The following is a 26,520-nucleotide window of genomic DNA, read 5'->3' on the forward strand; positions in this document are numbered from 1 at the left end:
CGTATCTCACAGCGAAAACATCGCAAAATCTTTTTGTTTTATTCCAAAATCATGCTCGCTGTAAATGTAACAAAATATGTAATGTATTTAATTTTGAAACACTCATGACATTCATGTGACAAGTGTGCTAATAATTGTAGTGTCTTGATGAGAGAGGCAATGTCGATTTGCCAGCTTAACAATAATAAAAGCACAATCATCGAGGCATCGGGGAATAAAACCACAAGAGATTAACTATGAAAAAAACAACTTTAAGCGCTGCAATATTGGTGGCTTTATCTGCCACAACTGCTGCGGCGAATGACAGATTCGATTTAGATGCCCTTACTAAGGGTTTCGAGAAAAATGCAACCGTTGAACAATCTGCACTAGCGAAAGCTGGAACTACATGGCTTGTTAAAGCCAAAAGTTCTACTGCTACATCGGTAGCAGACGTAGCGCTGGCAAATCGCACTGGATTGTCTAACCTTTCTAACCCAACAGATGCTGTATACAACGCAAACACAGGCCTTGATATACTGCAGGCACAAATTGAATCTTTAGGTTTGAACGTATCGTTTAAATCTAGAACAACAAACTTGGTTGCAGGTTTGGTTATCGATGGTTCTTCACAGGACATCGCTAAAATCAAAACCCTTAGCGGCGTAGAAAGTGTTTTGCCTGTTGTAAATTCAGAACTTCACATCGCTGACAGTGCGGAATATATCAACGCAACAAGCTTAGTGACTGGTAATGTTGCAAGCGGTCAAGGTGTTCGTGTTGCCATTCTCGATTCGGGTCTAGATTATACGCATGCTGCTGTTGGCGGCCCGGGTACTATCGAAGCTTTCAACGAAGCATCTGCTGACCTTGCTGATACACCTGCGTGGCCTATCGGCAATGTTATTGGTGGTTTCGACTTCTTTAATGGCGACCCAGATCCAATGGATAACAACAACCACGGAACGCACGTAGCGCATTCTGTTTTGGGTGTTTCTCCTGACGCACAGGTTTATGCATACTCAGTATGTGACCAAAGCTGTCCAGGTGCGGCTCAGTTAGCCGGCCTTGAAGCGGCAATGGATCCAAATGGCGACGGTGACATTTCTGACCGTGTAGATGTTATTAACATGTCTCTTGGTGGTGATTTCGGTACTAACCGTGGTGGCGCTGTTGGCGAGCTAATCGACAAAGCGGTCGAGCTTGGTGTTGTAGTTGCCATTTCTGCTGGTAACGATGGCCCTACTCCGTTTATCGTTGGTGGCCCGAGTACTACCACCAATGCACTTTCTGTAGGCGCGATGACTCACCCTACAGCAGAAACCGCAGAAATTACTGCGACATTAGGCGAAACTGCAATTGTAGCTGTTGGCGCGGCATTTAACCCTGAGCCAGAGTTCTCAATTGATAGCACAACGCCTATCGTATATGCAGAGCCAGAAACTAATGCAACAGGTTGTGTTGAATATGCGGCCGACCTTACCGACCAAGTCGTTTTAATTGACCGCGGTGCGTGTGGGTTTACTACTAAAGTAGCCAATGCTGAAGCTGCAGGTGCTGCGTTTGTTATTGTAGCAAACAACATTGAAGGCGATGGCGCTTTCGTTATGGGCGGTACGCCAGCTGAGCCAATTGGCATCAACTCGGTAATGATTTCGAAAGAAGATGGCGACGCGCTTAAAGCATCAATTGAAGCTGGCAGTGCAATGTTTGCATTCGATTCAGTTCTTGTCGCTAAGCCTGGCGCGATTGCGACCTTTACTTCACGCGGTCCATCAGTAGACGGGTTGCTTAAACCTGAAATTACTGCACCAGGCACAGCGATTGATACAGCAGCTGTTGGTACAGGCGACGGTACGTCTCCGATTAGTGGTACCTCGTTCTCAAGCCCAATTACGGCTGGTGCTTTAGCTATGCTAGCGGAAGTGTTCCCTAACCGTAATGCGTTTGAGCTTAAAGCAACGCTGATGAACTATGCGAACCTTGACGTTACTCTTGAGCCACGCTCAACTAACCCAGAAGCTGAACTTGCCCCAATTAGTTACATCGGTGCAGGTCTTGTTGATGTAGAAAAAGCGTCGATGTCTGCTACTGCGGCATGGGACTCTTCTACTAAACAAGCTGCTCTTGCGTTTGGCCTTCTGGGTCTTAACGAAACAGCGTCTATTACTAAAACAGTGACGGTTAAAAACTTCTCTGGCGAGTCTAAAACTTACACATTGGCAGATGAAGCTCGCTTCGCCAATGATGCAGAGACTGGCGCGCTTACGATGGAATATCCAAGCACAGTAACGGTACCTGCGGGCCAAACGGTCACGTTTGATGTTGTGGCGACTATTGACCCAACTAAGCTTCCAGAGTGGACATTAGACAGCACAGTAGCTGGCAGCCCAGATGGAACTGCAGAGCTAACATCGGTGGAGTTCGACGGTGCACTTATGTTCACTGATGAAGCCGAAGAAACAATGCACCTTGTTTACCACGTATTGCCAAAAGCGTACGGCTCGGTAGAACTAGGTACTGAACTAACTGAAGACGGTGTTTTACGTACCGTAACTAATACTGGTTCTGTTGACTTTGACACTGCACTTGTTGCTACCATGATTGATAGCGGTGTAGATGCTGACAAGCAATTTGATATTGTAAGCACGTCACTTGAGTATGCATCAGTACCTGCTGAAACCTGTGAAGCAGGCGCAATCGTGTTTACTAACATCACCATGCGCGATCCAGTGGCATCATTGCATTCAGCTGGTTTCTTCATGGACGTAGATGTTGATGGCGATGGCGTTTTTGACTTTACTGCACAAACTCTTAACGAGTCAGCATTTGGTAGAGACTCTACTGCCGTACTTACCTTCACTCGCCCATTTGGTGCGTTATCTGGTCAGTTGTTCGACACAATTCACGAGCCAGGTTCAAACGTACTTAGCATGGTAAGTTGTGCAGATGGTTTAGGCCTAACTATTGCTGACCTTGGCAATGCAAGTGCAACTGTAGCCTTCCGCGTTGAGAACAGTGCTTTTGACTTCTTCCCATCTGTAGCATACGACGAAGACTTGGTAATCTCTAATTACTCGTTCCCACTTCTTGGCGCACCTACAGTAGTAGATGCAAGCGGTGAGGCGGTAGCGACTCTAGAGCCAGGCCAATCAGCGTTCTTAAGTGGTGTAGGTACAGGCGGTTTCACTTTCCTAGGTGCTGACGGTGCTGTTGCAACAACTATTCCTGTAGACGGTGGAAATGCACCAACGATCGAAGCACAGTCTTTCGACGTTGATGAAAACACTGAAACAGGTACGGTTATTGGTAGTATCGAAGCGTCAGACGAAGATGGTATAACAAGCCCAGTATCAGAGTTCTTCGTTCAGTCTTCTAGCTCGATTGCACTCTCTGTTTCTCGTGATGGTACCATCACGGTAGCGGATAGTTCGTTGCTAGATTTTGATGCCGGATTCGAAAGCGTTACTATGGAAGTAGTCGCTATCGATACATCTGGAAACATCTCTGAACCAGCTGAAATTACAGTATCGGTTAACAACCTAGCTGACGAAGTGAGCGAGCAGCCTGCTCCACCACCGCCAGCACCAGAGCCACGCACTTCAGGTGGCGGTTCAACGGGTTGGTTAAGCTTGTTACTTCTACCAGCAATTTACCTACGTAGACGCTTTAAGTAGTCTTAAGTAGCTGAAATCACAAAGCCCCTTATTGAAGGGGCTTTTTTATTGGCGCAAACTCTACAAGCAAAAGTACAAATACCGATCAATGTTTGAGTTGGTGTTTAATGAGCAAAAGCTTAATCCTGTTTATCGTCGCTAGATAAACCATGCTGGTTCACATCTAATCGCTTACTAGGCTGTACTCCCAACTCTCTAAAGTTTTCTATTTGGCGAACAATGTTTCCTCTACCACGTGTTAGCTTATTCATAGCCTGTTCAAAGCTGCCTTGCGCACTGTCTAACGACTTGCCTACTTTTTCCATATCGTTAATAAAGCCTACAAATTTGTCGTAAAGTTTTCCGGCCTGCTCTGCTATTTTTTGCGCGTTTTGATTTTGATATTCGTACTGCCAAATATTGTTAATTGTACGCAGGGCAACGAGTAAATTAGTCGGACTTACCAACATGATATTGTGATTTAGCGCCAAAGTGACTAGCTCTGGCTCTTCTTCTACAGCTAATAAAAATGCAGGCTCAATAGGGATAAATAACAGCACATAGTCAAGGGTTCTTAATCCTTTGAGGTTTTGATAGTCTTTTGCCCCTAACCCCTTAATGTGTCCTTTGATAGAAGTCACATGCTGGCTTAAATACAGCGCTTTTTGCGATTCATCCTCGCAGTTGTAAAAACGCTCATAAGCCGCAAGACTGACTTTTGAATCTATGATGACATCTTTATCGTTAGGTAAATGGACGACAACATCCGGCTGTAAACGCCTTCCGCTATCAGATTTAGCAGATACTTGGGTCTCAAATTCATGCCCCTCTCTAAGGCCCGACTCTTTTAATATGCGCTCTAAAACCACTTCTCCCCAGTTACCCTGTTTCTTATTATCTCCTTTAAGTGCGCTTGTCAGCGCTGAAGCTTCTTCTGTTATTTTTTGATTAAGCTCTTTAAGGCTTAGTATCTCTGTTTTAAGAGACGCTCGCTCTTGTCCTTCTCTTATATGCTGCTCTGATATTTGTCGCTTGAACCCCTCAAGTTCGTTCTTAAACGGTGCGAGTACTGCCTCAATATTTTGTTTGGTTTGCGTTGTGTAGCGCTGCTGCTTTTCCTCAAAGATTCTATTGGCTAAATTTTCAAACTGGGTTTGAAGCCGTTGTTCAGAGGCAGCCATGTTAGCCAATTTTTCTTCATGGTTTTCATGAAGCGCATCTATTCGCCCTTGCTGGGCCTCGTTTTGCGCTTTCACTCTGGCTAGCGCAATGCGCTCTTCATGTAGCGACTGCACAAGGGATTGATTCGTTATTTCGAGTTGCTCTACTCGTTCAGATTTTGCGCTAACCACCGCGAAGTGTTGTCTTAGCGATGTTAGTTCATTGGATATCTCGTCATAACTGCTTTCTTTGTTTCGTAGTTGAGCGTTTAAATGTAAAGAACGAGCAACAAAGCCGACAAGAAGAAATAAGGTGATGACAGCAATGATGAATAATACAAGGGAGTGTGAGGATAAGTATTGGATAAACATAGTGCGCTTTTGTACTGTTATTTTGTACAGCACTATAAACAAAAACAGGCGCCATTGGCACCTGTTTTTTTCTAGTGACTACCCAACACTCATCATGCGTGTTGGGCGAAGTCATATAGAAAGCGTTTATTTACTTAGTGACGAATCTAAATCTTCGATTTTTGCCTTCCAAATAGCAGGTCCCGTTTTGTGGGCATTAGCACCTGTGCTATCAACCGCTACCGTTACTGGCATATCTTCAACGTCAAACTCGTAAATAGCTTCCATACCAAGCTCTTCAAAGGCCACAACTCGAGACTTCTTGATGGCTTTTGACACTAAGTAAGCAGCACCGCCCACAGCCATTAAATATACGGCTTTGTGTTTAGCGATTGAGTCTACTGTAGCAGGACCGCGTTCAGCTTTACCAATCATGCCGATAAGGCCTGTTTTTTCAAGCATCATATCGGTGAACTTATCCATACGTGTTGCGGTTGTTGGGCCTGCTGGGCCAACCACTTCATCGCCAACCGCATCAACCGGTCCTACGTAATAAATGAATCGATTAGTAAGGTCAACGCCTTCTGGAAGTCCTTCACCATTATCCATCATAGTTTGAATGCGCTTATGGGCAGCATCTCGCCCGGTTAGCATTTTTCCAGAAAGTAATACGGTCTCGCCTACTTTCCAGTCTTGAATGTCTTCTTTGGTGACATCGTCTAAGTTTACCCGGCGCGTATTTTCACCAACTTCCCAGGTCACTTCTGGCCAGTCTTCTAAACGTGGAGGCGTTAGTTCAGCAGGACCAGAACCATCAAGATAAAAATGAGCGTGGCGTGTGGCAGCGCAGTTAGGGATCATAGCAACTGGTTTAGATGCAGCGTGAGTAGGCAATGATTTAATCTTAACATCAACAACGGTAGTCAAACCGCCTAAGCCTTGCGCACCAATACCTAGCTTATTAACTCGCTCAAAAATCTCAAGACGCAATTTTTCATCGGTATTTTGCGGGCCGCGTTCAATCAATTCCTGAATGTCCACAGGGTCCATCAAACTCTCTTTTGCCAAGACCGCTGCTTTTTCAGCAGTACCACCTATGCCTATGCCAAGCATACCTGGTGGACACCATCCGGCTCCCATGGTCGGCAATGTTTTTACTACCCAATCGGCAATATCGTCACTTGGGTTAAGCATTACCATTTTTGATTTATTTTCAGAGCCACCGCCTTTAGCAGCGATCATCACTTCAATTTTAGTACCCGGCACCATGTCGATATGGACAACTGCTGGTGTGTTGTCTTTAGTATTCTGCCTTGCCCCTGCTGGGTCTGACACAATAGAAGCTCTTAGGGGATTATCTGGGTTGAGGTAGGCACGGCGCGTCCCCTCATCTACCATTTCCTGCACTGTCATGTCGGTCTTATCCCAAGACACGCCCATTCCTACTTTTACAAAACAGGTTACTATCCCGGTGTCTTGGCACAAGGGACGTTTGCCCTCTGCCGACATACGAGAATTAATAAGAATCTGAGCCATGGCGTCTTTGGCCGCTTGGCTTTGCTCTTTGTTATAGGCTTCCTCGACTGCTTTTACATAGTCTAATGGATGGTAGTAAGAAATGAACTGCAGGGAATCTTCAATACTATCAATGAAGTCTTGTTGACGGATAACGGTCATGACATCCTCTTTTTATTTGGCTTTCGTGGTCTTAGCTAGCTAAAAGAGCGTATACTAGCGCATCTATTATCATCGCACCATGCAAAAGCGTGTGCCATGCAATTTTTATCATTATCAGCCGCGTAATCGATGCATCACCCGCTTATATTTATGCAAAGAAATGCAACGAATATGCCTAAAATAGAAAGAACAAAGCGCAAATACCATTTATGTCTTTTATTGCAGATATCACCAACGTTTCCATCACCCCGTTCACACAGCAACAAATTGCACACTTTTTGGGTGTAGATAACACGGCTGCTTCAACCACATTCTTAAACTTGTTTAGTCAGGTTGCTCACTGTGAGTGGTCTATTTTACTCGACACTGCGGGTTCAAAGAAAAGTGATGGCCGTTTTAACATCATGGCGTGGAACCCGTCATTGATGATTAGAGCGGCAAAAGGACAAACCGAATTTATTGATGCCATCCGTAATACGTCGCGTAAAGTGAAAGAGGCGCCCTTCGAAGCAACTGAAAAGTATCTTCACAAGCAGGTTGCACACCTTAAATGTCCACGTGATAAACAATATGCCCATTTGCCTTTTCTCATAGGGGTTGCCGGAATGGCGGGTTATGATGCAGGCAGGTTCTACGAGAGCCTACCTTCTAACGCGATAGATGACTACGATACGCCTGACTTTGCTACAGGCTTATATTTGCAGTCTATTATTGAAGATACAGAAACGGGGATTTTCTATTATTGCTCGGCGAATGGCAGCACTCAGCCTGATTTTTTACAGCCCGAATTTTCCCAGACCGATTTTTCCCAGACCGATTTTTCCCAGACTGATTTTTCAGGAACGCATCCGTCAGAGTCGGTAGAATCAAATTCAATCAATCAGAATACCAGTGTGCATGGCGAATGTAGAAAGCCTGATAAGCTTAAAAGTCGCAATGATTTCACCCTAACCACGCCCTTTGCGTCGAATCTCACCAAAGAGGAATATTGTCAGCGACTTGAAACAATCCACGGGTATCTTACTGCTGGTGACTGTTATCAAGTGAACATGGCTCAGCGTTTCACAGCCCAATATCGTGGCGACTTTTGGACAGCATATCGTCAATTGCGCGATACCAATCAAGCACCATTTTCAGCGTATTTTCATTTACCCGAAGGAACGATAGCGAGCATTTCGCCTGAACGTTTTCTGAGTGTAAAGAATGGCATTGTAGAAACCAAACCTATTAAAGGCACACGCCCCCGTTTTACGGATAAACAACGTGATGAAGAAAGTGCAAACTCGTTACTTAATGCAGAAAAAGATCGCTCTGAAAACTTGATGATTGTGGACTTGCTTCGCAATGATATTTCAAAGCACTGCACCCCTGGAACGGTGAATGTTCCTGCCTTATTTGCGCTTGAAAGCTATGAGGCGGTGCACCACCTTGTAAGTACAGTCACAGGAAAGTTAGCAAGCGAATCAACACCACTAGACCTTTTGGCATCAGCATTTCCTGGGGGCTCAATAACAGGCGCTCCTAAAATTAGGTCGATGGAAATTATTGATGAGTTAGAGCCGCATAGGCGCAATATTTATTGTGGCAGCATATTTTACATGGGCTATCGTGAGGATATGGACTCAAGTATCTGTATACGCACGGTATTAGCAGAAAACAATAAGCTGCATTGCTGGGCTGGCGGTGGTATTGTTTTGGACTCACAGGCGCCAGACGAATACCAAGAAACATTAGATAAAGTATCGAAAATAATCCCTGTGTTAGCTGCTTTTAACGAGGGTAATGAATGACAAAAGCCGAGTTTTTGAATCAGTTTCACCATTTGCGATTGCCGCATTTAGAGCCTGACTTTCCTCTTACTAAAACGGGACGGCCCGCGGCGGTTCTTATTCCTCTGATAGACTACGGTACATCGCTTAACGTTCTTCTCACAGAGCGTGCACATCATTTACGCCATCACCCAGGACAAATTAGCTTTCCCGGCGGTGCAGTAGAAAAGTCCGATAACACCCTTTTTGACGCTGCAATGCGAGAAGCCGATGAGGAAATTGGATTGCCGCCAAGCCATGTGGATATAGTTGGTGTACTACCACGATATCGCACCGTCAGTGGTTATGAAATTGCGCCCGTAGTAGGCTTTGTCAACCCAAGCTTTGAACTCAAGCTTGATCCCAATGAAGTTGAAAGCGCTTTTGAAGTACCTTTAACACACGTTTTAAACCGAAAAAATCATTTAATTCATAAAACCCATCTTAATAAACGGTCATTTCCCATTTATTTCATACCATGGCAAGAGCGTATGATTTGGGGTGCTACCGCAGCCATTCTGCGTAATCTTTCACACCATATTCATCCGTAAGCAACTGAAAAATCATTGTATTTGAGTTTTCGAATAGATAGGTTTTGCACTTTGGCCGCGTGCTGGCCGTCGAGCCTATCAATTTATCTTTACAGTCTATTAGCAAAACTAATCACATTATTAGCATTTCTGTATTGTAGTTAATGTTTGCTGAATGCATGATCGTGTCATTACTAAATAACATTTTGAAGTTTATGATAAGTGTATTTGACATGTTTAGCGTGGGTATTGGTCCTTCGAGCTCACATACTGTTGGCCCAATGAAAGCAGGTGCTGAATTTGCTGCTTTTCTAGCGAAATCCGAAGGCGCGAAATCAGAATCGCTTTTATCGAGCGTAGACACAATAAAAATTGAGCTTTTTGGTTCATTGGGCCAAACAGGTATAGGCCATGGAACCGGTAAAGCCGTTATCCTCGGTCTTTTAGGTCACACCCCTGAATTTGTCGACGTTGATAAGATTGACGCCATGCTTGAGCATGTGCGCTTAACAGAAACACTGTGTTTAAACGGTGAAAAAGAAATCGCGTTTCCTAACAAGAACGCCATTGTCTTTCATCGCAGAAAGACATTGCCTAAACACGCAAATGCATTAACGTTTTTCGCCATGAATGGCGCGACGGTTGTCGCTCAGCAAACCTATTACAGCATCGGTGGTGGCTTTATTATCAAAGATGAAGACTTTGATGAAACGAAAGCACACGCAGCGTCGCTGCAGGCTGAAGTTCCCCTACCCTTTAAGACCGCGGAAGAGCTGTTACTACTGTGTAAAAACAATGGTTTGAGCATCAGTTCGTTAATGCTCAACAATGAGTCGACATTCAGGCCTAAACATGAAGTAAAGCAAACTTTGTATAACATTTGGCTTGTTATGAAAGCGTGTATTCAGCGTGGGATAGAAAGCGAAGGCATTTTACCTGGTGGGTTAAAAGTGGTGCGCCGAGCCCCGGGACTATACCGTCGACTTCAAACCGAACACACCACCGATCCTATGCAAACCATGGACTGGGTGAATTTATTTGCGTTGGCCGTTAACGAAGAAAATGCTGCGGGAGGTCGTGTAGTCACTGCGCCGACCAATGGCGCTGCAGGCATCATTCCAGCGGTTTTACAGTACGTTGATAAATTTATCCGACCAGTGGATGAAGAAGTAGCAAGTCGATTTCTTCTTACCGCTGGCGCAATAGGCATACTGTATAAAGAAAACGCATCCATCTCTGGCGCCGAAGTAGGCTGTCAGGGTGAAGTGGGCGTGGCGTGTTCAATGGCAGCAGGCGCACTTGCAGAAATTATGGGCGGAACGGCTTCATCGGTAGAAAACGCAGCGGAAATTGGAATGGAGCACAACTTAGGGCTTACCTGCGACCCCGTTGGCGGTTTAGTTCAAGTGCCTTGCATTGAGCGTAATGCGATGGGTGCTATAAAAGCAATTAACGCCTCGAGACTCGCTCTTCGCGGTACCGGCGAGCACAAGGTATCGTTAGACAAGGTGATTAAAACCATGCGCGATACTGGAAACGATATGAAAACGAAATACAAAGAAACCGCTCGCGGTGGCTTAGCGGTTAACATTATTGAGTGTTAGCGTTACATAAACTCTTTATATAAGCAAAAGGGGCCAGCAGGCCCCTTTCTTGTTTGTACGCCTAAATTCGGTAACTGGCATCGCGTCTTTTTTGTTGACCTTGTTATTTTACGGGCAACGTAACGCCCTTAAACATCTTCTCAACTTCATCATTATTTTTTAGCATCATGGCCTTTTCGACTTTATCTTTCGTTAAATGGGGAGCAAAGCGCTCAATAAAGTCGTACATATAACTGCGTAGGAATGAGCCTTTCCTAAAGCCGATTTTCGTGGTGCTATAATCGAATAAATGACTGGCATCAATTTTAACCAAGTCAGAATCTAACTCTTCATTTACCGCCATGGAAGCAATTACGCCAATACCAACACCAAGGCGCACATAGGTTTTAATCACATCTGCATCGGTGGCGGTGAATACGATTTTAGGGGTAAGACCTGCCCGTTCAAACGCTTGGTCTAGTTCAGAGCGCCCGGTAAACCCGAAAACGTAAGTCACAAGCGGATATTTCGCAATATCACTGATGTCGATTGAGCCCTTTTTCGACAGCGGATGGTCTTTGTTTACGATGACGCTTCTATTCCAGTGATAGCAAGGCAGCATAACGAGGTCGTTGTACAGATGAAGTGCTTCAGTTGCTATTGCAAAATCCGCCTCACCTTTTGCCGCTAAATCACTTATTTGCGAAGGCGTACCTTGGTGCATGTGCAGTGATACCTTAGGGTATTTTGTCATGAAACCTTGAATAACATCAGGTAATGCATAGCGCGCTTGAGTGTGGGTTGTGGCTATGTTGAGTTTACCTTGGTCGGGTAACGTGTGTTCTCTAGCAACCGCTTTTATGCTTTCTACTTTGGCCAGTATTTCCCGAGCAATATTAATAACATCACCGCCGGCATCCGTTACGTGAGTAAGGTGCTTTCCACTGCGACCAAAAATTTGAACGCCAAGCTCATCTTCCAACATACGAACCTGCTTGCTTATGCCGGGCTGAGAGGTGTACAAACTCTCTGCAGTTGCAGATACGTTCAGGTTATTGTTAACGACTTCTACTATGTATCGAAGTTGCTGTAGTTTCATTGGTTATACCGCTTCATTGCTCTTTATATACACTATACTCCTATACTTATAACCAAAACTACATTTTTTTAAAGGTTGATATTACTAAATAGCCATAATACAGTTCAAATAGTGATTAAAATGAATAAAATTCAAAAACATGTGTTCATTTTGCTTTGTTTTATTCTACATTATGAATAGGTTGTCGCCGCCTTATTGACTGAGACACAATGACATCGAACAAACAAATATCCACCAACATCGACTTTTCTTCGGTGTTAGCCGCTGCTGTGCACGATATGAAAAATTCCTTGTTTCTACTTATTCAGTCAATTGAAGGGCTAAGAGACGCGTTGCCTAAGGAAAATAGCGGTGCCAGAGAGCAAGTCGCAAACGTGCATTACGAAGCTTCACGACTGAACACGAATTTGGTTCAAATACTTTCACTGTATCGATCGGAATTAGAAAGTATTCCCATCAGTGCTGATGAGTGCTTTGTTGCCGATTTGATTGACGATGTTGTAGGGTCAAATGCATTTTATATAGAACAAAAAAACATCGAACTCAGTGTGAATGTTGATGAAGACGTAAGTTGGTATTTAGACAGCGAACTTATTTATCTCTTAATAAACGATGTCATTGTTAATGCATTGCGCTACGGCACATCTCGCATCGCCATACAGGCAAGCATCGCCGATGATTATCTGTCGATAAAAATTGAAGACGACGGGAACGGTTACCCAGAGGAAATGCTCTCTAAAAGTCATTCAACCTTGAGTAACTTTCAACTGAGTCAGGGCCGAACGGGACTGGGGTTGTTTTTTGCTAAATTGATAGCAGACGCTCATTCGCACAATGACAAAGCGGGTATCATTTCGCTGTCTAACGGCGGAAGTCTCGGCGGAAGTGTATTTGAAGTAAAAATACCGTAGTATTAGCAATTAACGTATTGAACGATATGAAAAGCACGAAGCAATATGGCAACTGAGCCCCTATTTTTTAAAAGACAGTGTTTTTAAGATAGCGTTTCTTAAATAGTGTATTTAAAAATGATGTTTCGGAGATAATGAACTGATGGAACCACACGCATGTACGTGATAATAATTATTCTAATTGTTGTATTGCTCATTGCCGCGATATTTATAAACGCCATTCAGCAACATAGACAAAAACAAGAAGCTGAGCGCAGAGCCGAATTAGCAAAGCAAAAAACCATTGTCGATGAAACGGAAAATGTGCTTACGGCTTGTACCAACATGCCAGTTTCCTCACGAATTATCGGTATTTTGCATAACCGCATGGCAAACGCGCTTAAAGCGATTGACAGTATTGCCCCTACGCGTGATGTAAAGCAACGCATTGAAAGTAGCAAACAAGCTGCAGACGCGTCACTTCAAACCGACGGCAGTGATAATGTCGATTTTGTACTGCCAGACAATGACAAAACCATCATTCAATATATTCAAGCGGTTAAAAAGCTTCGTGTTTTGTTGCGCTCTGAACACAGCAAAGGCCAAGTGGGTTCAAAGCTTTTTTCTGAAGAAGACAAACAGTTAGAAAGACTACAAGTTAAGGTGAATGTGGAGACTCTGATTAAGCGAGGGCGAACCGCTCAATCTTCAAATATGCTAGGCTCTGCCCGTCAATACTTCGAAAAAGCAAAAATCGCATTAGAGAATCAGACCAATCATGATGAATACGTTTCATCAAAACTTGCTACGCTTAACGCATGGCTAAACGAAATTCAGTCTGACCTCAAAAGCGTTAACGAAAAAGACCGTGCGAGAAAGCAAGAGGAAGAACGAGACGAGCTCGACGAACTCTTTGCACCTAAGAAAAAATGGTAACGCTTTACATTCATTTAATACTCCCGTGTGCTTAGCTTAATCACGGCCTAATCAGCAAACATCTTATTAACTAGCATAGCGCTCTGTGGTTAGCTGCCACAGAGTTTGCGCTGATACCGATAGCCCTCGTCGCTCGTTTCTTAATAATCCCACTCGTTTACATAATAAGCCTTTATCGAAAGGTGCCTTGTCAGAGGGCTCTCTTTCACAGGGCTCTTTATCACAGGGCTGTGTATCAGAAGAGCCTTCTAAAGAATGTGCCTCTGAAAAAGGAAGCGCGATAAGGCCCAACGCTTCCATCTGCTGTTGACAAATTGATGGCATGATAGAAATTCCCAAACCGCTTTTGATCAGTTTACCTAACGTAGCCAACTGCCCGGTTTCTGCCACAATATTAGGTTCGCCATACTGTAACAACTCTGCTTCAGTCCACTTTCTTACCGCTGAACCACGATTCATCATCACCAGAGGAAAATTAAGGCACTGCTGCCAACTCGCCTTATTATTGAATTTTGCAGCCTGCTCTACTGATGCTACAACGACAAAATGATCCGTGAACAAGCTCTCAAATTCTAAGCCTTCTTTCTGTTCAGGTTCAAAGGTAAAGCCAATTTCTGCACGTCCGTCTCTTATTTCCTGAACGACTTGCTCCATCACTACGTCTACAACGCGAAGGTTAATATTGGGCGCTTTGTGATGAAAGTCGTGCAGCAGACTCGGTAAATGTGACTCTGCGAAAGACGGCATTGCGGCAATGGTAAGCTGACCTTTTGCCATCGCGAATAAATTCTGAATATCCGAAAACGTATTATCCCAGTCTCTGCTTAAACGAAGTGCGTTGGGTAGCAGAGCCTCTCCCTCGGGGGTTAAACTGACATTTCGTGTGTTTCTCTTGAATAATCTTCCTCCTAATTCAGCTTCCATTTTCTTAATTGAAGAAGACAGCGCAGGCTGAGTGAGGAAAAGCTTGGCCGCCGCCTCTGCGAACGTTGTAGAGTGAGCAACTTCGATGAATGCACGCAGGTGACGATAGGAAATGTTCATGGCAACTAATAACTTTATTTTATTAATAAGAAGATAAATTCAATTTTACATAAGTTGCTACAGAACAGATACTATTTGTTAACAATCCATTGGTGGAGAATTAAATGGCTGGATTTAATAAAGTAGTTAACACATATGAAGAGGCACTCTCGGGGTTATCGGATTCAATGACGGTAATAGCCGGAGGATTTGGTCTTTGTGGTATTCCCGAAGGTTTAATTGCACATATTAAAACCATGGGCGTAAAAGATCTTACTGTCGTATCGAACAACTGTGGCGTCGATGGATTCGGATTAGGCTTACTCCTAGAAGACAAGCAAATTTCTAAAATGGTGTCGTCTTATGTTGGCGAAAATGCATTATTCGAGAAACAGTTGTTAAACGGTGAACTAGAGGTAGAGCTGACGCCTCAAGGTACCCTGGCCGAGAAAATGCGCGCTGGCGGTGCGGGTATTCCAGCGTTTTATACCGCTACTGGCTATGGAACCCCTGTGGGCGAAGGCAAAGAAGTTAAAGAATTTGATGGTCGGCCTTATATATTAGAACACGCCATTACTGGCGATTTTGCCATTGTGAAAGCCTGGAAAGCCGACAAGTTTGGGAACTGTGTATTTAGACACACAGCGCAAAACTTTAACCCAATGGCGGCAACAGCAGGCAAAATTACGGTAGTGGAAGTAGAAGAGATCGTAGAGCCTGGAACCTTGTCTCCTAGCGAAATTCATACGCCGGGGATCTACGTTAACCGCATTATCAAAGGCGAGTTTGAGAAACGTATAGAGCGCCGTGTAGTAGCAAAGGAGGACGTGTAATGGCTTTAACGAGAGACCAAATTGCAATGCGAGTTGCACAAGAGTTTAAAGACGGTGACTACGTAAACCTCGGTATCGGCATACCTACCCTTGCGGCCAATTATGTGCCTGGTGACATCAGCGTTATGCTTCAATCAGAAAACGGCTTATTAGGAATGGGACGCTACCCAACCGAGGCCGAAGTTGACGCAGACATGATTAACGCAGGTAAAGAGACCGTGACGGCAATCACTGGCGCATCAATATTTAATAGTGCAGAAAGTTTTGCCATGATCCGTGGTGGCCATGTGGACTTTACGGTGCTTGGTGCCTTCGAGGTTGATGTGTCTGGCAATATTGCGTCTTGGATGATCCCTGGAAAGCTTGTTAAGGGTATGGGCGGTGCAATGGATTTGGTAGCAGGCGCTAAAAATATCATTGTGACTATGACTCACACAGATAAACACGGTAACTCAAAACTTCTACCAGCGTGTACGCTCCCCCTAACAGGCGTAAACTGTATAACACGTATTATCACTGACCTCGCCGTTTTATCCGTAGAGGACGGTGCTTTCGTATTGCAGGAAAAAGCGCCTGGTGTATCTGTAGAAGAGATTAAAGAGAAAACCCTTGGTAAGCTTATTGTGCCAGATGATGTAGCAGAAATGGTGTTCTAACTTTTTCTGCGTTTAACAAAGCCAGAAAATACAATGCGTAAGAGAGCAAGAGAATACCGTTCTCTTTTCAAATGCAGTATTTTCTGGCTTTTTTGTTTTTAAATACCATGTATAAGAGACTATGTTTAATAGAGCATGTTTTCAAAGATTAGAAATCGCCTGCTTTCAAATCGGTGACCTTTGAGGGATAATGCGCGGGAATATTCATATAGAGGCTCTACCTTGCTAGTTACTGACTTACCGGTTCATCATAAAATTATCTCCAAACTTGAAAGTAAGAACATCACCACCCTTACGGAAATTCAGGAGCGGACAATGCTACCCGGTATTCAGGGTAAGGATATTATCGCGTCCTCAAAGACAGGATCAGGTAAGACGTTTGCCTTTTTGGTGCCTGCAATTAATCGACTTATGTCTCAAAAAGCTCTGAGTCGACAAGACCCTCGCGCGCTTATACTGGCGCCAACCAGAGAGCTGGCAAAGCAGGTTTTTATTGAAGCAAAGTCAATGTGTAGTGGCCTAAGTTTGTCCTGCGAACTGATTGTTGGCGGCGAGAACTTCAACGACCAAGTAAAAGGTTTGCGACGCAATCCACACATAATTGTTGGTACAGCGGGACGTATAGCCGACCACTTGATTGGCAAGAGTATGTATTTAAACGGCTTAGAACTACTCATTTTTGATGAAGCTGACCGTATGCTTGATTTGGGTTTTGCCGCTCAGCTTAAGCTGATTAATACCTACGCCGACCACAGAAAGCGTCAAACCATGTTGTTTTCCGCCACCCTCGATAACATTGAGCTTAAGCACATGACAACGCAGCTCACACATTCAGCGGTAAGAGTGGCTGTGGGTAGCTCTACGGGCGAGCATGGCGATATAGAACAAACCTGTTTTTTTGCCGATAATGTGAGTAACAAAGACGAAATTCTTCGGTTTGAACTCGCTAAACGAGAGTACAACCAAGCGATTGTGTTCACCGCTACCCGCGAAGATACCGATAGGATTGCTGCAATACTCAACGAAGATAACCTTGAGGCTATCGCCTTAAGAGGCGATTTAGCTCAACATCAACGTGCTTCTATCATGAGCAGTTTTTCTAGAGGCCAGCAAAGTGTTCTGGTAACGACGGATTTAGCTTCTCGTGGTCTAGACTTATCAAAAGTAGGTTTAGTAGTTAACTTCGACCTTCCCAAAAATGCCGATGAATATATTCACCGAATTGGACGTACCGGCCGAGCAGGACAGAAAGGCGAAGCTTTCTCTCTTGTTGGTCCAAGAGACTGGAACAGTTTCGAGGCGCTTAAAATTCATCTTCAATACGCCCTTGAGTGTAAACCTCATGATGAATTTAGTGCAAAGTTTGAAGGTTTCACTAAGAAGAAGAGTACGCAGAGTAAAGGAAAACCAACAACAGATAAAAACCGTGATGCTAAGCCTGTTAGAGCAAAGCCTGTAAGACGTGTTGACCCTATGGAAGGTGCGGATATTGGAATGGTTCCTGTGAAGCGCAAGCCCCGTAATACCAGCGCGCCTGATCCTGAGGAAGAATAGTTGATAAACATTAACTAGTACTAATAAAGAAAAAAGCGAGCTTATGCTCGCTTTTTTGTTCGTGTTTGAAATGGTCGTTATTGCAAACGCATTAGTATTCCCACCAACACTCTTGCCACCATTCTAAAAACTCTTCGAAGTCTATATAACCGTCGTCATTGCCGTCGATTAATTTAAAGCCTTCTTCAACGTGACTCGCCTTTGTTTTTGGCGAAATAATGGTTAAAAGCTCAATAAACTCTGTTATATCTATCTGACCATTTCCGTCACGGTCAAAAAAACTGAAGTCTTTTCTTATCTCTTCAATTTTTGCATCTGAAAGTTGAGTGCTCACTCTCATTCCTTAAAACTTTACAACGATGTAGTGAGTGTATCGTCTCTCCTTTCTAGTGTCTATGCCTCTTTTTATTTTGCTTTTTCATTAGCTTTTAAGGCTCGCTCGCGCTGCGCCTGAGCTTTCTCCAAACGCTTCTGTTCCATGGTAAGCCTAGCGTCTGTTCCTACATGCTCTTGCTGTCTCGCTTTAGCTAGCTGCACTTGTTTTTCGCGCTCTCTGAAGCGGGAAATTTGATCTTCAGTATGGGTACCATGGCAATGGGGGCAGCTTACCCCTGGCTCGTATACATCGCTCTTTTTGTCTTCTTCGGTTATTGGCAGCCGACACGCATAGCACTGTTCGTAGTGACTCTTTTCTAAATCGTGGTTTACCGCAACCCGATTATCAAAAACGAAACAGTCACCTTCCCACAGAGACTCCTCTTTGGGCACATCTTCTAAATATTGAAGAATTCCGCCTTCCAAATGATAAACGTCTTCAAAGCCTTGTTCTTTGAGATAGGCAGTAGATTTTTCGCAGCGTATTCCGCCTGTGCAAAACATGGCAACTTTCTTGTTTTTAGCTGGGTCGAGTGACTTAGCGACGTACTCAGGAAACTCTCTGAAGGTGTCGGTTTTTGGGTCTATCGCGTTTTTAAACGTACCAATTTCTATTTCATAGCCATTACGTGTGTCGATAACGGTAACATCTGGGTCGCTTATTAAGTCATTCCATTCACTGGGCTTTACGTAGGTACCTACGGTTTGTCGAGGGTCTATCCCTTCAACACCCATGGTGACAATTTCTTTTTTAAGTTTTACTTTAGTGCGATAGAAAGGCTGCTCATCGTGAAGAGACTCTTTACAGGAAATGGGGTTAATCCGCTCGTCACTGTTTAAGTAACTGATTAACGCATCGATACCATCTCTGGGACCAGAAACGGTTCCGTTTATCCCTTCATGAGCGAGTAGAAGCGTGCCCCTGATGCCATTTTTTTCCATGACGTCAGTAAGTGGTTGGCGCATCGCCTTAAAGTTTTCAAGCGCGACGAACTTGTACATCGCGCATACAATATATTTTGATTCAGATTGTGTAGACATTATTTAAACCTTTGCTGATTGGAGCGTAAGACCAGTGCAAAATGCGGCGCGCAATATACCAAAATGCATCGCAAAAGCCAATCAGCTTAGGGGTAATAGCAAAAACGAGACTAAACGGCCATTCTTACTGAGTCTTCAGAGAATGCGTTCTGTTTATTATTTTGGGGATTGGCGTTAGGGTTGATGCTGCTATATTCACCACTGATAATGTCATACAACATGGTGTTATCTTCTTTAATATCACTTCTGTAGAGATTCGCTAAACGCTTTTGTGTGCCTAAGCTACAGTTATTTTTTACATCATCAGGTATGCGTGAAGCGTCGTCAGATTGGGCAAGCGGTGAAGGGTTCATCGATAAGAATAAGCGAGCAGAGGCTAAATCAGATGACATGAGTGAGGCTAACGTAGCCATATTCGCCCAGTCTTTATCTGCAGCTTGTAATGCGGGCTGCCTGTAGTGACTCAGGTTACTTATTTCGTTTTGATAGGGTGAGTCTTCGCTCTTTGCATGTGGCGTTAAATGTATAGGATGGGCTAACGCATTTTGATGCATGGCTAGATACAGAGCAAACAAGCGACCTTGTGAGGAGGCTTTTGCCAATGTACCGTCAAACTCCCAGCGGTAACTAGGGTCTAATTCAACAGTGCTGTTTGAACTGACTTGCTCAACGCTCATGATGAAAAACTGTAGTGATATTCATACGTTAGTTGTCGGCTGAATAAGAATATTCTGAAGGATCAAATTGCTCATTACGCATTTTTAAACCATCATTATGTTTTCTTGCTCTGCAAATCTTTGAGGATGCAGTGAAATACAGTGATAAAAGAGTACTGATTGTTGAAGATCAGCGACCATTTCTGCTTATGCTGAAAGGATTATTGCAATCGATGGGCGCGACCAACATCGTGACCAAATCCTCGGCGGAACAAGCTATTTCTGAAGCCAAACGCACAAAGTTCGATATTGTGGTTTGCGATCTGCATTTAGGTGCAGATTATAAAAATGGCTATGAGTTAGTAGAAGAGCTGAGAGTCAAGCGACTGATAAAAACGACCTCTGTATTTATTTTGATAAGTGCGGATAGCACTCGCTCTATGGTTCTTGGTTCTATCGATAGAAGGCCTGACGATTTTTTAGTTAAGCCCTTTTCTCAGGTTCAATTGAAGAGCAGAATAAGCAGAGCATGGCAAAAACGACAGTTTTTGCAGCAAGCCTATGAGTTCATTGAGAAAGAGCAATTTACTGATGCAATCACTGTACTCAACACACTGTATAAGGAACCCTCTCATTACAAAGGCCATTGTGAACAGCTATTAGTTGAAACCTATTGTCGTAAAAACGACTGTAAAAGGGCGTTGGCTATCTTAGCCCCCTACACTAGCGGCAAGCCTGTATTGTGGGCTCAAATTGCATTGGGAAAAACCTACATTCAAAACGCCGACTACGACAAGGCTATCACTATCGCGATGAAAACCCTTAAGCGGAATCGTTTTAGCGCTGATGCAAACGACGTATTAGCGCTCGCTCATCAGGGGTTAGAAAATCGAGAAGCCGCCTTAAACGCAATTAAAGAAGCCATAAAACTATCGCCCTACTCTGTTTCTCGTCATTTACAAGCCTGCGAAATAGCAAAGCAAAATCTTGATTTCGTCACTGCGTCGCTCTCGTGCAGCGCTATTTGGAATTTATCTAAACGTACCGTGCATAAAAACAGTCTGCATTGGTGTACGTTAATACGCAGCCTTTTAGATGTTGCCGAGCATTCAGAAGACCAAAAACAGCGAAACAAATATCAACAAGAGGCATTGCTAGCACTTCAAAGGGGCAAGTTTGACGAGCATCTTTTAAAAATGGATCGAAATTTTGATGTGGACATTTTTGGAAATATTGTCAACGCTCGGGTGAGCGCAATAGACGGCAAGTTGATTGATGCTAAAAAGCACTTGGTTAACTCTCAAGTTGCCATTGAGGAAAAGTACCCCGAGCACCCCACTGCCTATCTCCCCGATAGTATTAACGTGATGTACACATTGGGAGAGTACGATGATGCCCTTGCGCTGTCGAAAATTGTGGCAACCAGAAAAGATGAATTAGATCAAAACAGCGCTTCAATGCTTGAACAAAAGGCAGAAAAAGCAAAAACCAACTTGGCAAATTATCAGCAATTTAACCGCGAAGGTATTCAGCACTATCAGCAGAACTCATTTGAGCGAGCAAAAGCGTCGTTTGCTCTGGCCCAAAATTATGCCCCAGTGAATATTGGCGTTGCTTTAAACCTGCTTCAGTGCCTTCTTCAGCTATTTAAAATAATAGACAAAGCAGACTCGCAGATGGCTGGTGAGTGCAGGCGCCTTTATAAATTATTGGACAATATCCCACTCAAAGACGCCTACAGCGAAAAGTACTCGAACTTACGTGATGACTTGTCGCTTTTTCTTGGCTTATAGCGACATTTCATAGGCTTTCAATAGCCAGTTGACTACCTCTTTATCAACCTCTGTCACTTGCTGCAACTGGATCCTGTGCGTGCACATGGAGCCAAAAGGCCCAGAATTTTCTAAGCGCCCCTGTATATCCACCCCTTTTAGTTTTAATCCCAGGTCAATTCTTTTCTTTGTCGCAGGCTTGATCAGCGCAAATTGATTTTTTCGAATTACACTCACACTCCCTTTTTTCGGCACGACCACAACGTCATCACCCAATTTTGTCATTGTCGCTATCAACAAATCGTATATGGGTTTAAGTGTTTCTTTACCCTCATACTGAGTGGCTACCAAATCGGGAGAATCACTCTCTTCTTTAGAAAGAGTGACTATTGTGTTGGCAAATCCATGTGTAACCCCATAAGTTGTTTTTAAAAATGCGACTGCCTCTGAATGTTTATTGAAGTTTTCTTGCCTCAACAGCACAGTCCATTCTTCAAGGTTTTTACCCGTTTTTGCGGGCATATTTGCAATCATCGTCTCTAGTGCTTGATCCATATTTTTTCTCTTTTACTTGGATTAGCTGCATTATAGCTTATAGAGTAACGCTAGAAGCTCTATGAATAACGTGGCTTAGCTTAATTAGAAGCTACTTCTGAAACTTGTCTATCGTTGTAATAAATTCATCAATATTCTCGACCAGGGTTTTCTTTTGGGAATCGCTGAGTGTGGATGCAACTTCCACAATCATGGTTGCTCCCACTTTCATATTATGGGCGCTAGCTTGCTGATAGTCCTCGCTTCGGTATTTATCTGGGTTTTGCATTAAATAAGTTAAGTCTTGGACAAAATTTGGATTCGTGGTTTTGGTAATGAATAGTCGACGGGCTGCATTTTGAATTTTTCTGCGATACTGCAACCATTCGTCGGACGTTGACACAAACTGTGCGTTGTAGGTAGCAATAATTTGTTTTTGCTCCTCAGACAAATCACCAATACGCTCTTCCACGTTGTCAGTCATCCGCTCAATACGCTTTTCACTGCGCTCTGCCTCTGACTGTTCGAGAAACTCTTGCCGCTCCTCTTCTTCTTCCTTGTTGTCTTTTTCTAGTGTGGCGAATAAAGACACTATTTGTTGGTCAGTAAGGTCGACGGCAAGCTCAGCAAGTTCCGGGCTAATCTGTGCCCTCACCCTTTCCCAATGCGTTCTCACGTCGTTAATATGCGCATAAACCGTGTCGTAATCTAACTCGCGGTTTAGTACTTGCTGTTTCAGCGTTTTAAGCTGATTTTCATAGCGTTTCAACTCACTTCGTTTATGCCATTGAAGCCAATTGGTTAAGTAGTCATCAAACCGTTCTTCTTGTTCATCGTTAAGCTCTACATAGTCATCTAGATACCAGTATACCCACCAATCTAAGTTGTCATAAGCGAGCTTAGAGGTACACGCTGTAAGAGAAAGTAGCAGAACAAAGATAATAGCAACGCGCATTTTGATTAGCCTTCAATATGTTATGTGCAAAGAGCGTAATACTGTATAGACCGCTCAGATGGAAAAAGTGCAAAATAAATGGCTTTACCTTCCAAACAGTCTGCTCTATTTTCCATACTATAAGAACGAAACCTACTGAGAAGGATTTTAATGTGTCAAAACGTGTCGCAGTATTAACGTCGGGTGGTGATGCACCGGGTATGAATGCATGTATTAGGGCAATTGTGATTGCCTGCAAAAAGCGGAATTACGATTTAATAGGTTATCTTCATGGCTACAATGGATTAATTAAACAAGAATCTATTTCTCTTTCACTAGACTCTACTCACAACCTTATTCAGCAAGGGGGTACCGTATTGCACAGCGCTCGGTGCAAAGCTTTCACCGAGGAAGCGGGCTTGAAGCAAGCGGCAGCTAATTTATCAGAGGCAGGCGTAGATGCTCTTCTTGTTATTGGTGGTGACGGTTCATTTCGCGGGGCCACGCATCTGGCCGACCATTACCATGGCCAAATTATCGGTATTCCAGGCACGATAGACAATGATATAGCCGGCACCGATGCCACCATTGGTTATTACACTGCTATAGATACTGCAATGAACTCAATTGATAAGGTACGAGATACTGCAGATGCATTTGAACGCATATTTTTAGTTGAGGTGATGGGAAGACATGCCGGTTTTTTAGCATTGAACGCAGCGCTCTCGTCAGCAGCAGATTATGTGATTTTACCTGAATTCTTTGAATCGCCAGAAAGTGAGATAAAGAAAATTCTCACACAAATTCATGCTCAGCGCCGCGTGAGAGGCTCGGTAAGCTTTATTGTGGTAGTGGCAGAAAACGTATGGCCGCAAGGCCTAGAGGCCCTTACCAAGGCGCTTAACGACAGTGGAATTACTGATGTAAGACCGGTAACTCTCGGACATGTGCAACGAGGAGGCACTCCGGTAAGCAACGATAGGCTACTTGCTACTTCATTAGGCGAATACGCGGTAAGTCTTGTGGGTACAGATACAAGCAATGTCATGGTCGGAGAAGTGAACAGAGAACCCACTACTGTGCCGCTCACCAAAACCAGTGATAATAAACCGTTAAACAGCGCACAAGTGGCCTTAATGAAATCAATAATGAATGAAAGGTATGGTTAATACCACATAACCTCTTCTATTGAATAATTTACATAAATTGTGACCTATCGATAAAGCGACGCTTAATCAATAAAAGGGCTTAAAGAGTTTATGTTTTGAGGTAGTGAGAATTTCAGGTATGAGTTGAAAAGCTGATTGATGAAAATACAGAGAAGCGCCCTTGTAGGCGCTTTTCTTGTTTGTTGCCAAGTTAAAACCACAAGGCTAACTTTGTCCAGCGTTGCTCAAGATAATAAGAAGCAAGGACATATTCCTTGCTGTTAACTTAAGAGCGAGCTTAAGCGCAGGACTCAACTACATCTTCATTGCAGCTTTCACCTTATCGCGATGACTTCTGCTCACCTTCAGCTCGGTATCATTTTGTAAAATGAGGTGGTATTCGCCGCTAATATGACTCACTAGTTTTTTCACAAAACGGATATTAGCAATAGCGGAGCGGTGAACTCTGACAAAGAACTGAGGGTTCAATTCCTGCTCCAACTCTTTCATGGTTTTACGCATGATGTGCATACCGTCTAGCGCGTGAACACACATGTAATCGCCAGCCGCATCTATCCACTGAATATCTTGAACATTGACTCGTGTCACTTCAGAGCCATCTTTAATAGCAAGCACGTCTGGATAAGGGTTGGTTTCTACCGGTTCACCATTCGCTAGCTTGCGTAAAATTTCTTCACAATCGTCGCCTGTTAATTCTGCAACTAAACTCACTAGCTTTTGTGACTGTTCGTCTTGATGTGCCGTGCTGGTGTATTCTCTTACCTTATCGAGGGCTGCGCCAAGTCGTTCGTCATCTGCTGGTTTCAATAGATAATCCAACGCATGCACGTCAAACGCTTTAATCGCATAGCTGTCGTATGCGGTGACAAAAACAATCATTGGAATTGGCTGTTTCAATTCACGAAGTTTGTGAATGACTTGAAATCCATTGAGCCCTGGCATTTGAATATCGAGAAAAACGAGGTCCGGGCGATGTTGAGAAATACTGCTTACCGCCTCAAGACCATTTTGGCACTCGGCCAGCACTTGAATATCGCTATGACGTTCAAGCCTCGCACGTAGCCCTCTACGAGCAAGAGGCTCATCGTCTACCACAATGGTTTTAATCATTTGCTTGGTCATATCATACGTCCTTTACGTCATAGGGAATACGAATTCGTACTCGTACACCCGAGGGCTGATTGTGCTCAATAGAAAATGCAAAGTTGCGTTGGTAAAGCGATTGTAAGCGCTCTTTTATGTTCACAAGTCCTACGCCATTTTTCCGGCTTAATTTGCCATCTTTTATATCAGCACCAGGGCCATTATCGGCCACGTCCATCAGTAAGTCATTGCCGAAGGTACGGGCTGTTATCGCAATTTGGCCACCATTTTCCATTTTAGAAATGGCATGTTTAATGGCATTTTCAATTATGGGCTGAAGTATCATGCTCGGTACCAATGCCGATTCGCATTTAGTATCGATATCCCAGATGACTTCTAAGCGATCGTCGAATCGCACTTTTTCGATTTCAAGATACAGGCGAAGTGCCTTTATTTCCTGACCTAGCGGAACTCGCTTAATGGGATCGTTATCAAGTGAGTAACGCAAAAAGTTGCTTAATTTAGACACCATGGCTTCGGCAGTGTCATTCTCTTTCAACAGGATTAAGGTTGAGATAGCGTTAAGCGTGTTGAATAGAAAGTGAGGGTTCAATTGATATCGCAACATCTTGATATGGGCTTGATGTGCCATGGTGCTGGCTTTGAGCGCATTCTGCTTCTCTTTTTGCAGCATTTGAAAGTTTTTGATACCAAAATAAACACCACTCCAACAACCAACCATAATCAACGAGTTAATGGTGTTGGTGAAGTACATGTACCATTCGTCTGGGCGATAACCGTGCTTGTATATCTCCCAATAGTTAATGTTTTTTACCACAGCCCACACCAGCGCCACGATATAGCACGATGCGATAACAATAAGGATCATCTTTAAAGGAGAGCGCTTTCGAGCCCACCGATAGACATAGCGCAACGGAATAGTCAGTAACCAACCTGCGTATGCATTAAGCATGATAATGAAAACCCAAATGGATCTTACATCATGTAGAAAAGAGCCTATGTAGTAAATTAGCGCAAATCCTGCCCACCCTGCACTGTGCAAAGTCCAAAATAAACGCTCATTACTTTCGATTACTCGCTGGAAGCGACTCACTGTAACACCAACTTATTATTACCAAATATAGAGCTTGTAGTGAGATTATACGCTTGGAATTTAATGACCCAAGCAGCTTGGTCGTGTAGGTAGTGCGTCTGGTCGCA

Annotated in this window: 22 protein-coding genes; 11 read left to right on the plus strand and 11 right to left on the minus strand. The window is 43.7% G+C overall.

Features of this window, described 5'->3' with window-relative positions; all coding sequences use genetic code 11:
• Positions 1-236 precede the first annotated feature (236 nt).
• On the plus strand, positions 237-3,656 hold the full coding sequence (locus AC27HD_RS02415) for a S8 family serine peptidase (RefSeq protein WP_487103537.1): 3,420 nt from the start codon (positions 237-239) through the stop codon (positions 3,654-3,656).
• A 119-nt stretch (positions 3,657-3,775) separates the two neighbouring features.
• Here the strand turns inward: AC27HD_RS02415 and rmuC are convergent, their stop codons facing one another.
• Together rmuC and AC27HD_RS02425 are read right to left on the minus strand one after the other, a co-directional pair.
• The gene (gene rmuC / locus AC27HD_RS02420; protein ID WP_487103538.1) at positions 3,776-5,167 is read right to left on the minus strand and encodes a DNA recombination protein RmuC; all 1,392 of its coding nucleotides are present in this window, start codon (positions 5,165-5,167) and stop codon (positions 3,776-3,778) included.
• A 126-nt stretch (positions 5,168-5,293) separates the two neighbouring features.
• Positions 5,294-6,823, minus strand: coding sequence for a fumarate hydratase (locus tag AC27HD_RS02425; protein ID WP_487103540.1), 1,530 nt, complete (start codon positions 6,821-6,823; stop codon positions 5,294-5,296).
• A 209-nt stretch (positions 6,824-7,032) separates the two neighbouring features.
• Between AC27HD_RS02425 and pabB the strand changes: the two genes are divergently transcribed.
• From pabB to AC27HD_RS02440, 3 genes are all read left to right on the plus strand, one after another.
• Entirely contained in the window at positions 7,033-8,613 is a 1,581-nt protein-coding gene (gene pabB / locus AC27HD_RS02430; RefSeq protein WP_487103542.1) for an aminodeoxychorismate synthase component I, read from the plus strand.
• Positions 8,610-9,182 (plus strand): CoA pyrophosphatase, encoded by a 573-nt coding sequence (locus AC27HD_RS02435; RefSeq protein ID WP_487103544.1) that lies wholly within the window; start codon positions 8,610-8,612, stop codon positions 9,180-9,182. The genes pabB and AC27HD_RS02435 overlap by 4 nt, the downstream gene beginning before the upstream one ends.
• Before the next feature lie 194 nt (positions 9,183-9,376).
• On the plus strand, positions 9,377-10,765 hold the full coding sequence (locus AC27HD_RS02440) for an L-serine ammonia-lyase (RefSeq protein WP_032094259.1): 1,389 nt from the start codon (positions 9,377-9,379) through the stop codon (positions 10,763-10,765).
• Between the two features lie 103 nt (positions 10,766-10,868).
• Here AC27HD_RS02440 and cysB read toward each other — a convergent pair whose 3' ends face one another.
• Positions 10,869-11,843, minus strand: coding sequence for an HTH-type transcriptional regulator CysB (gene cysB / locus AC27HD_RS02445; protein ID WP_032094138.1), 975 nt, complete (start codon positions 11,841-11,843; stop codon positions 10,869-10,871).
• Positions 11,844-12,052: 209 nt separating this feature from the next.
• Here cysB and AC27HD_RS02450 point away from each other — a divergent pair, with 209 nt between their 5' ends.
• Positions 12,053-12,754, plus strand: coding sequence for a sensor histidine kinase (locus AC27HD_RS02450; protein WP_487103547.1), 702 nt, complete (start codon positions 12,053-12,055; stop codon positions 12,752-12,754).
• A gap of 156 nt (positions 12,755-12,910) precedes the next feature.
• Positions 12,911-13,669, plus strand: coding sequence for a hypothetical protein (locus AC27HD_RS02455; RefSeq protein WP_032094140.1), 759 nt, complete (start codon positions 12,911-12,913; stop codon positions 13,667-13,669).
• 66 nt (positions 13,670-13,735) lie between these two features.
• Here the strand turns inward: AC27HD_RS02455 and AC27HD_RS02460 are convergent, their stop codons facing one another.
• A complete protein-coding gene (locus AC27HD_RS02460) occupies positions 13,736-14,713 on the minus strand; it encodes a LysR family transcriptional regulator (protein WP_487103549.1) in 978 nt (325 codons plus the stop codon).
• 104 nt (positions 14,714-14,817) lie between these two features.
• On the opposite strand from AC27HD_RS02460, the gene AC27HD_RS02465 reads away from it, so the two are divergent.
• The 3 genes from AC27HD_RS02465 to AC27HD_RS02475 all read left to right on the plus strand — a co-directional run bounded on the left by AC27HD_RS02465 (position 14,818) and on the right by AC27HD_RS02475 (position 17,735).
• Positions 14,818-15,525, plus strand: coding sequence for a CoA transferase subunit A (locus AC27HD_RS02465; RefSeq protein ID WP_032094142.1), 708 nt, complete (start codon positions 14,818-14,820; stop codon positions 15,523-15,525).
• Positions 15,525-16,181, plus strand: a complete 657-nt coding sequence (locus tag AC27HD_RS02470) for a CoA transferase subunit B (protein ID WP_487103550.1) — start codon at positions 15,525-15,527, stop codon at positions 16,179-16,181. The genes AC27HD_RS02465 and AC27HD_RS02470 overlap by 1 nt, the downstream gene beginning before the upstream one ends.
• 222 nt (positions 16,182-16,403) lie before the next feature.
• Entirely contained in the window at positions 16,404-17,735 is a 1,332-nt protein-coding gene (locus tag AC27HD_RS02475) for a DEAD/DEAH box helicase (RefSeq protein WP_032094144.1), read from the plus strand.
• A 91-nt stretch (positions 17,736-17,826) separates the two neighbouring features.
• On the opposite strand, the gene AC27HD_RS02480 is transcribed toward AC27HD_RS02475, so the two are convergent.
• From AC27HD_RS02480 to AC27HD_RS02490, 3 genes are all read right to left on the minus strand, one after another.
• Complete coding sequence (locus AC27HD_RS02480; protein ID WP_163106303.1) at positions 17,827-18,069, minus strand: EF-hand domain-containing protein; 243 nt, start codon at positions 18,067-18,069, stop codon at positions 17,827-17,829.
• A 71-nt stretch (positions 18,070-18,140) separates the two neighbouring features.
• On the minus strand, positions 18,141-19,151 hold the full coding sequence (gene trhO, locus AC27HD_RS02485; protein ID WP_487103551.1) for an oxygen-dependent tRNA uridine(34) hydroxylase TrhO: 1,011 nt from the start codon (positions 19,149-19,151) through the stop codon (positions 18,141-18,143).
• Between the two features lie 110 nt (positions 19,152-19,261).
• The gene (locus tag AC27HD_RS02490; RefSeq protein WP_052009986.1) at positions 19,262-19,828 is read right to left on the minus strand and encodes a VC2046/SO_2500 family protein; all 567 of its coding nucleotides are present in this window, start codon (positions 19,826-19,828) and stop codon (positions 19,262-19,264) included.
• A gap of 131 nt (positions 19,829-19,959) precedes the next feature.
• Between AC27HD_RS02490 and AC27HD_RS02495 the strand changes: the two genes are divergently transcribed.
• Positions 19,960-21,600, plus strand: coding sequence for a response regulator (locus tag AC27HD_RS02495; protein ID WP_032094147.1), 1,641 nt, complete (start codon positions 19,960-19,962; stop codon positions 21,598-21,600).
• Here the strand turns inward: AC27HD_RS02495 and AC27HD_RS02500 are convergent.
• Both AC27HD_RS02500 and AC27HD_RS02505 read right to left on the minus strand, forming a co-directional pair.
• The gene (locus AC27HD_RS02500; RefSeq protein ID WP_487103552.1) at positions 21,595-22,134 is read right to left on the minus strand and encodes a DUF4287 domain-containing protein; all 540 of its coding nucleotides are present in this window, start codon (positions 22,132-22,134) and stop codon (positions 21,595-21,597) included. The genes AC27HD_RS02495 and AC27HD_RS02500 overlap by 6 nt on opposite strands.
• Positions 22,135-22,225: 91 nt before the next feature.
• Positions 22,226-23,068, minus strand: a complete 843-nt coding sequence (locus AC27HD_RS02505) for a DUF6279 family lipoprotein (protein ID WP_032094149.1) — start codon at positions 23,066-23,068, stop codon at positions 22,226-22,228.
• A gap of 152 nt (positions 23,069-23,220) precedes the next feature.
• Here AC27HD_RS02505 and AC27HD_RS02510 point away from each other — a divergent pair, with 152 nt between their 5' ends.
• Positions 23,221-24,216, plus strand: coding sequence for an ATP-dependent 6-phosphofructokinase (locus tag AC27HD_RS02510; protein WP_487103554.1), 996 nt, complete (start codon positions 23,221-23,223; stop codon positions 24,214-24,216).
• Between the two features lie 294 nt (positions 24,217-24,510).
• Here the strand turns inward: AC27HD_RS02510 and AC27HD_RS02515 are convergent, their stop codons facing one another.
• Positions 24,511-25,338 (minus strand): LytR/AlgR family response regulator transcription factor, encoded by an 828-nt coding sequence (locus tag AC27HD_RS02515; RefSeq protein WP_334029812.1) that lies wholly within the window; start codon positions 25,336-25,338, stop codon positions 24,511-24,513.
• A 1-nt stretch (position 25,339) separates the two neighbouring features.
• Positions 25,340-26,413, minus strand: a complete 1,074-nt coding sequence (locus AC27HD_RS02520; protein WP_032094152.1) for a sensor histidine kinase — start codon at positions 26,411-26,413, stop codon at positions 25,340-25,342.
• Positions 26,414-26,520 lie beyond the last annotated feature (107 nt).

The sequence above is a fragment of the Alteromonas sp. 4NS20-0143 genome (assembly GCF_057542855.1).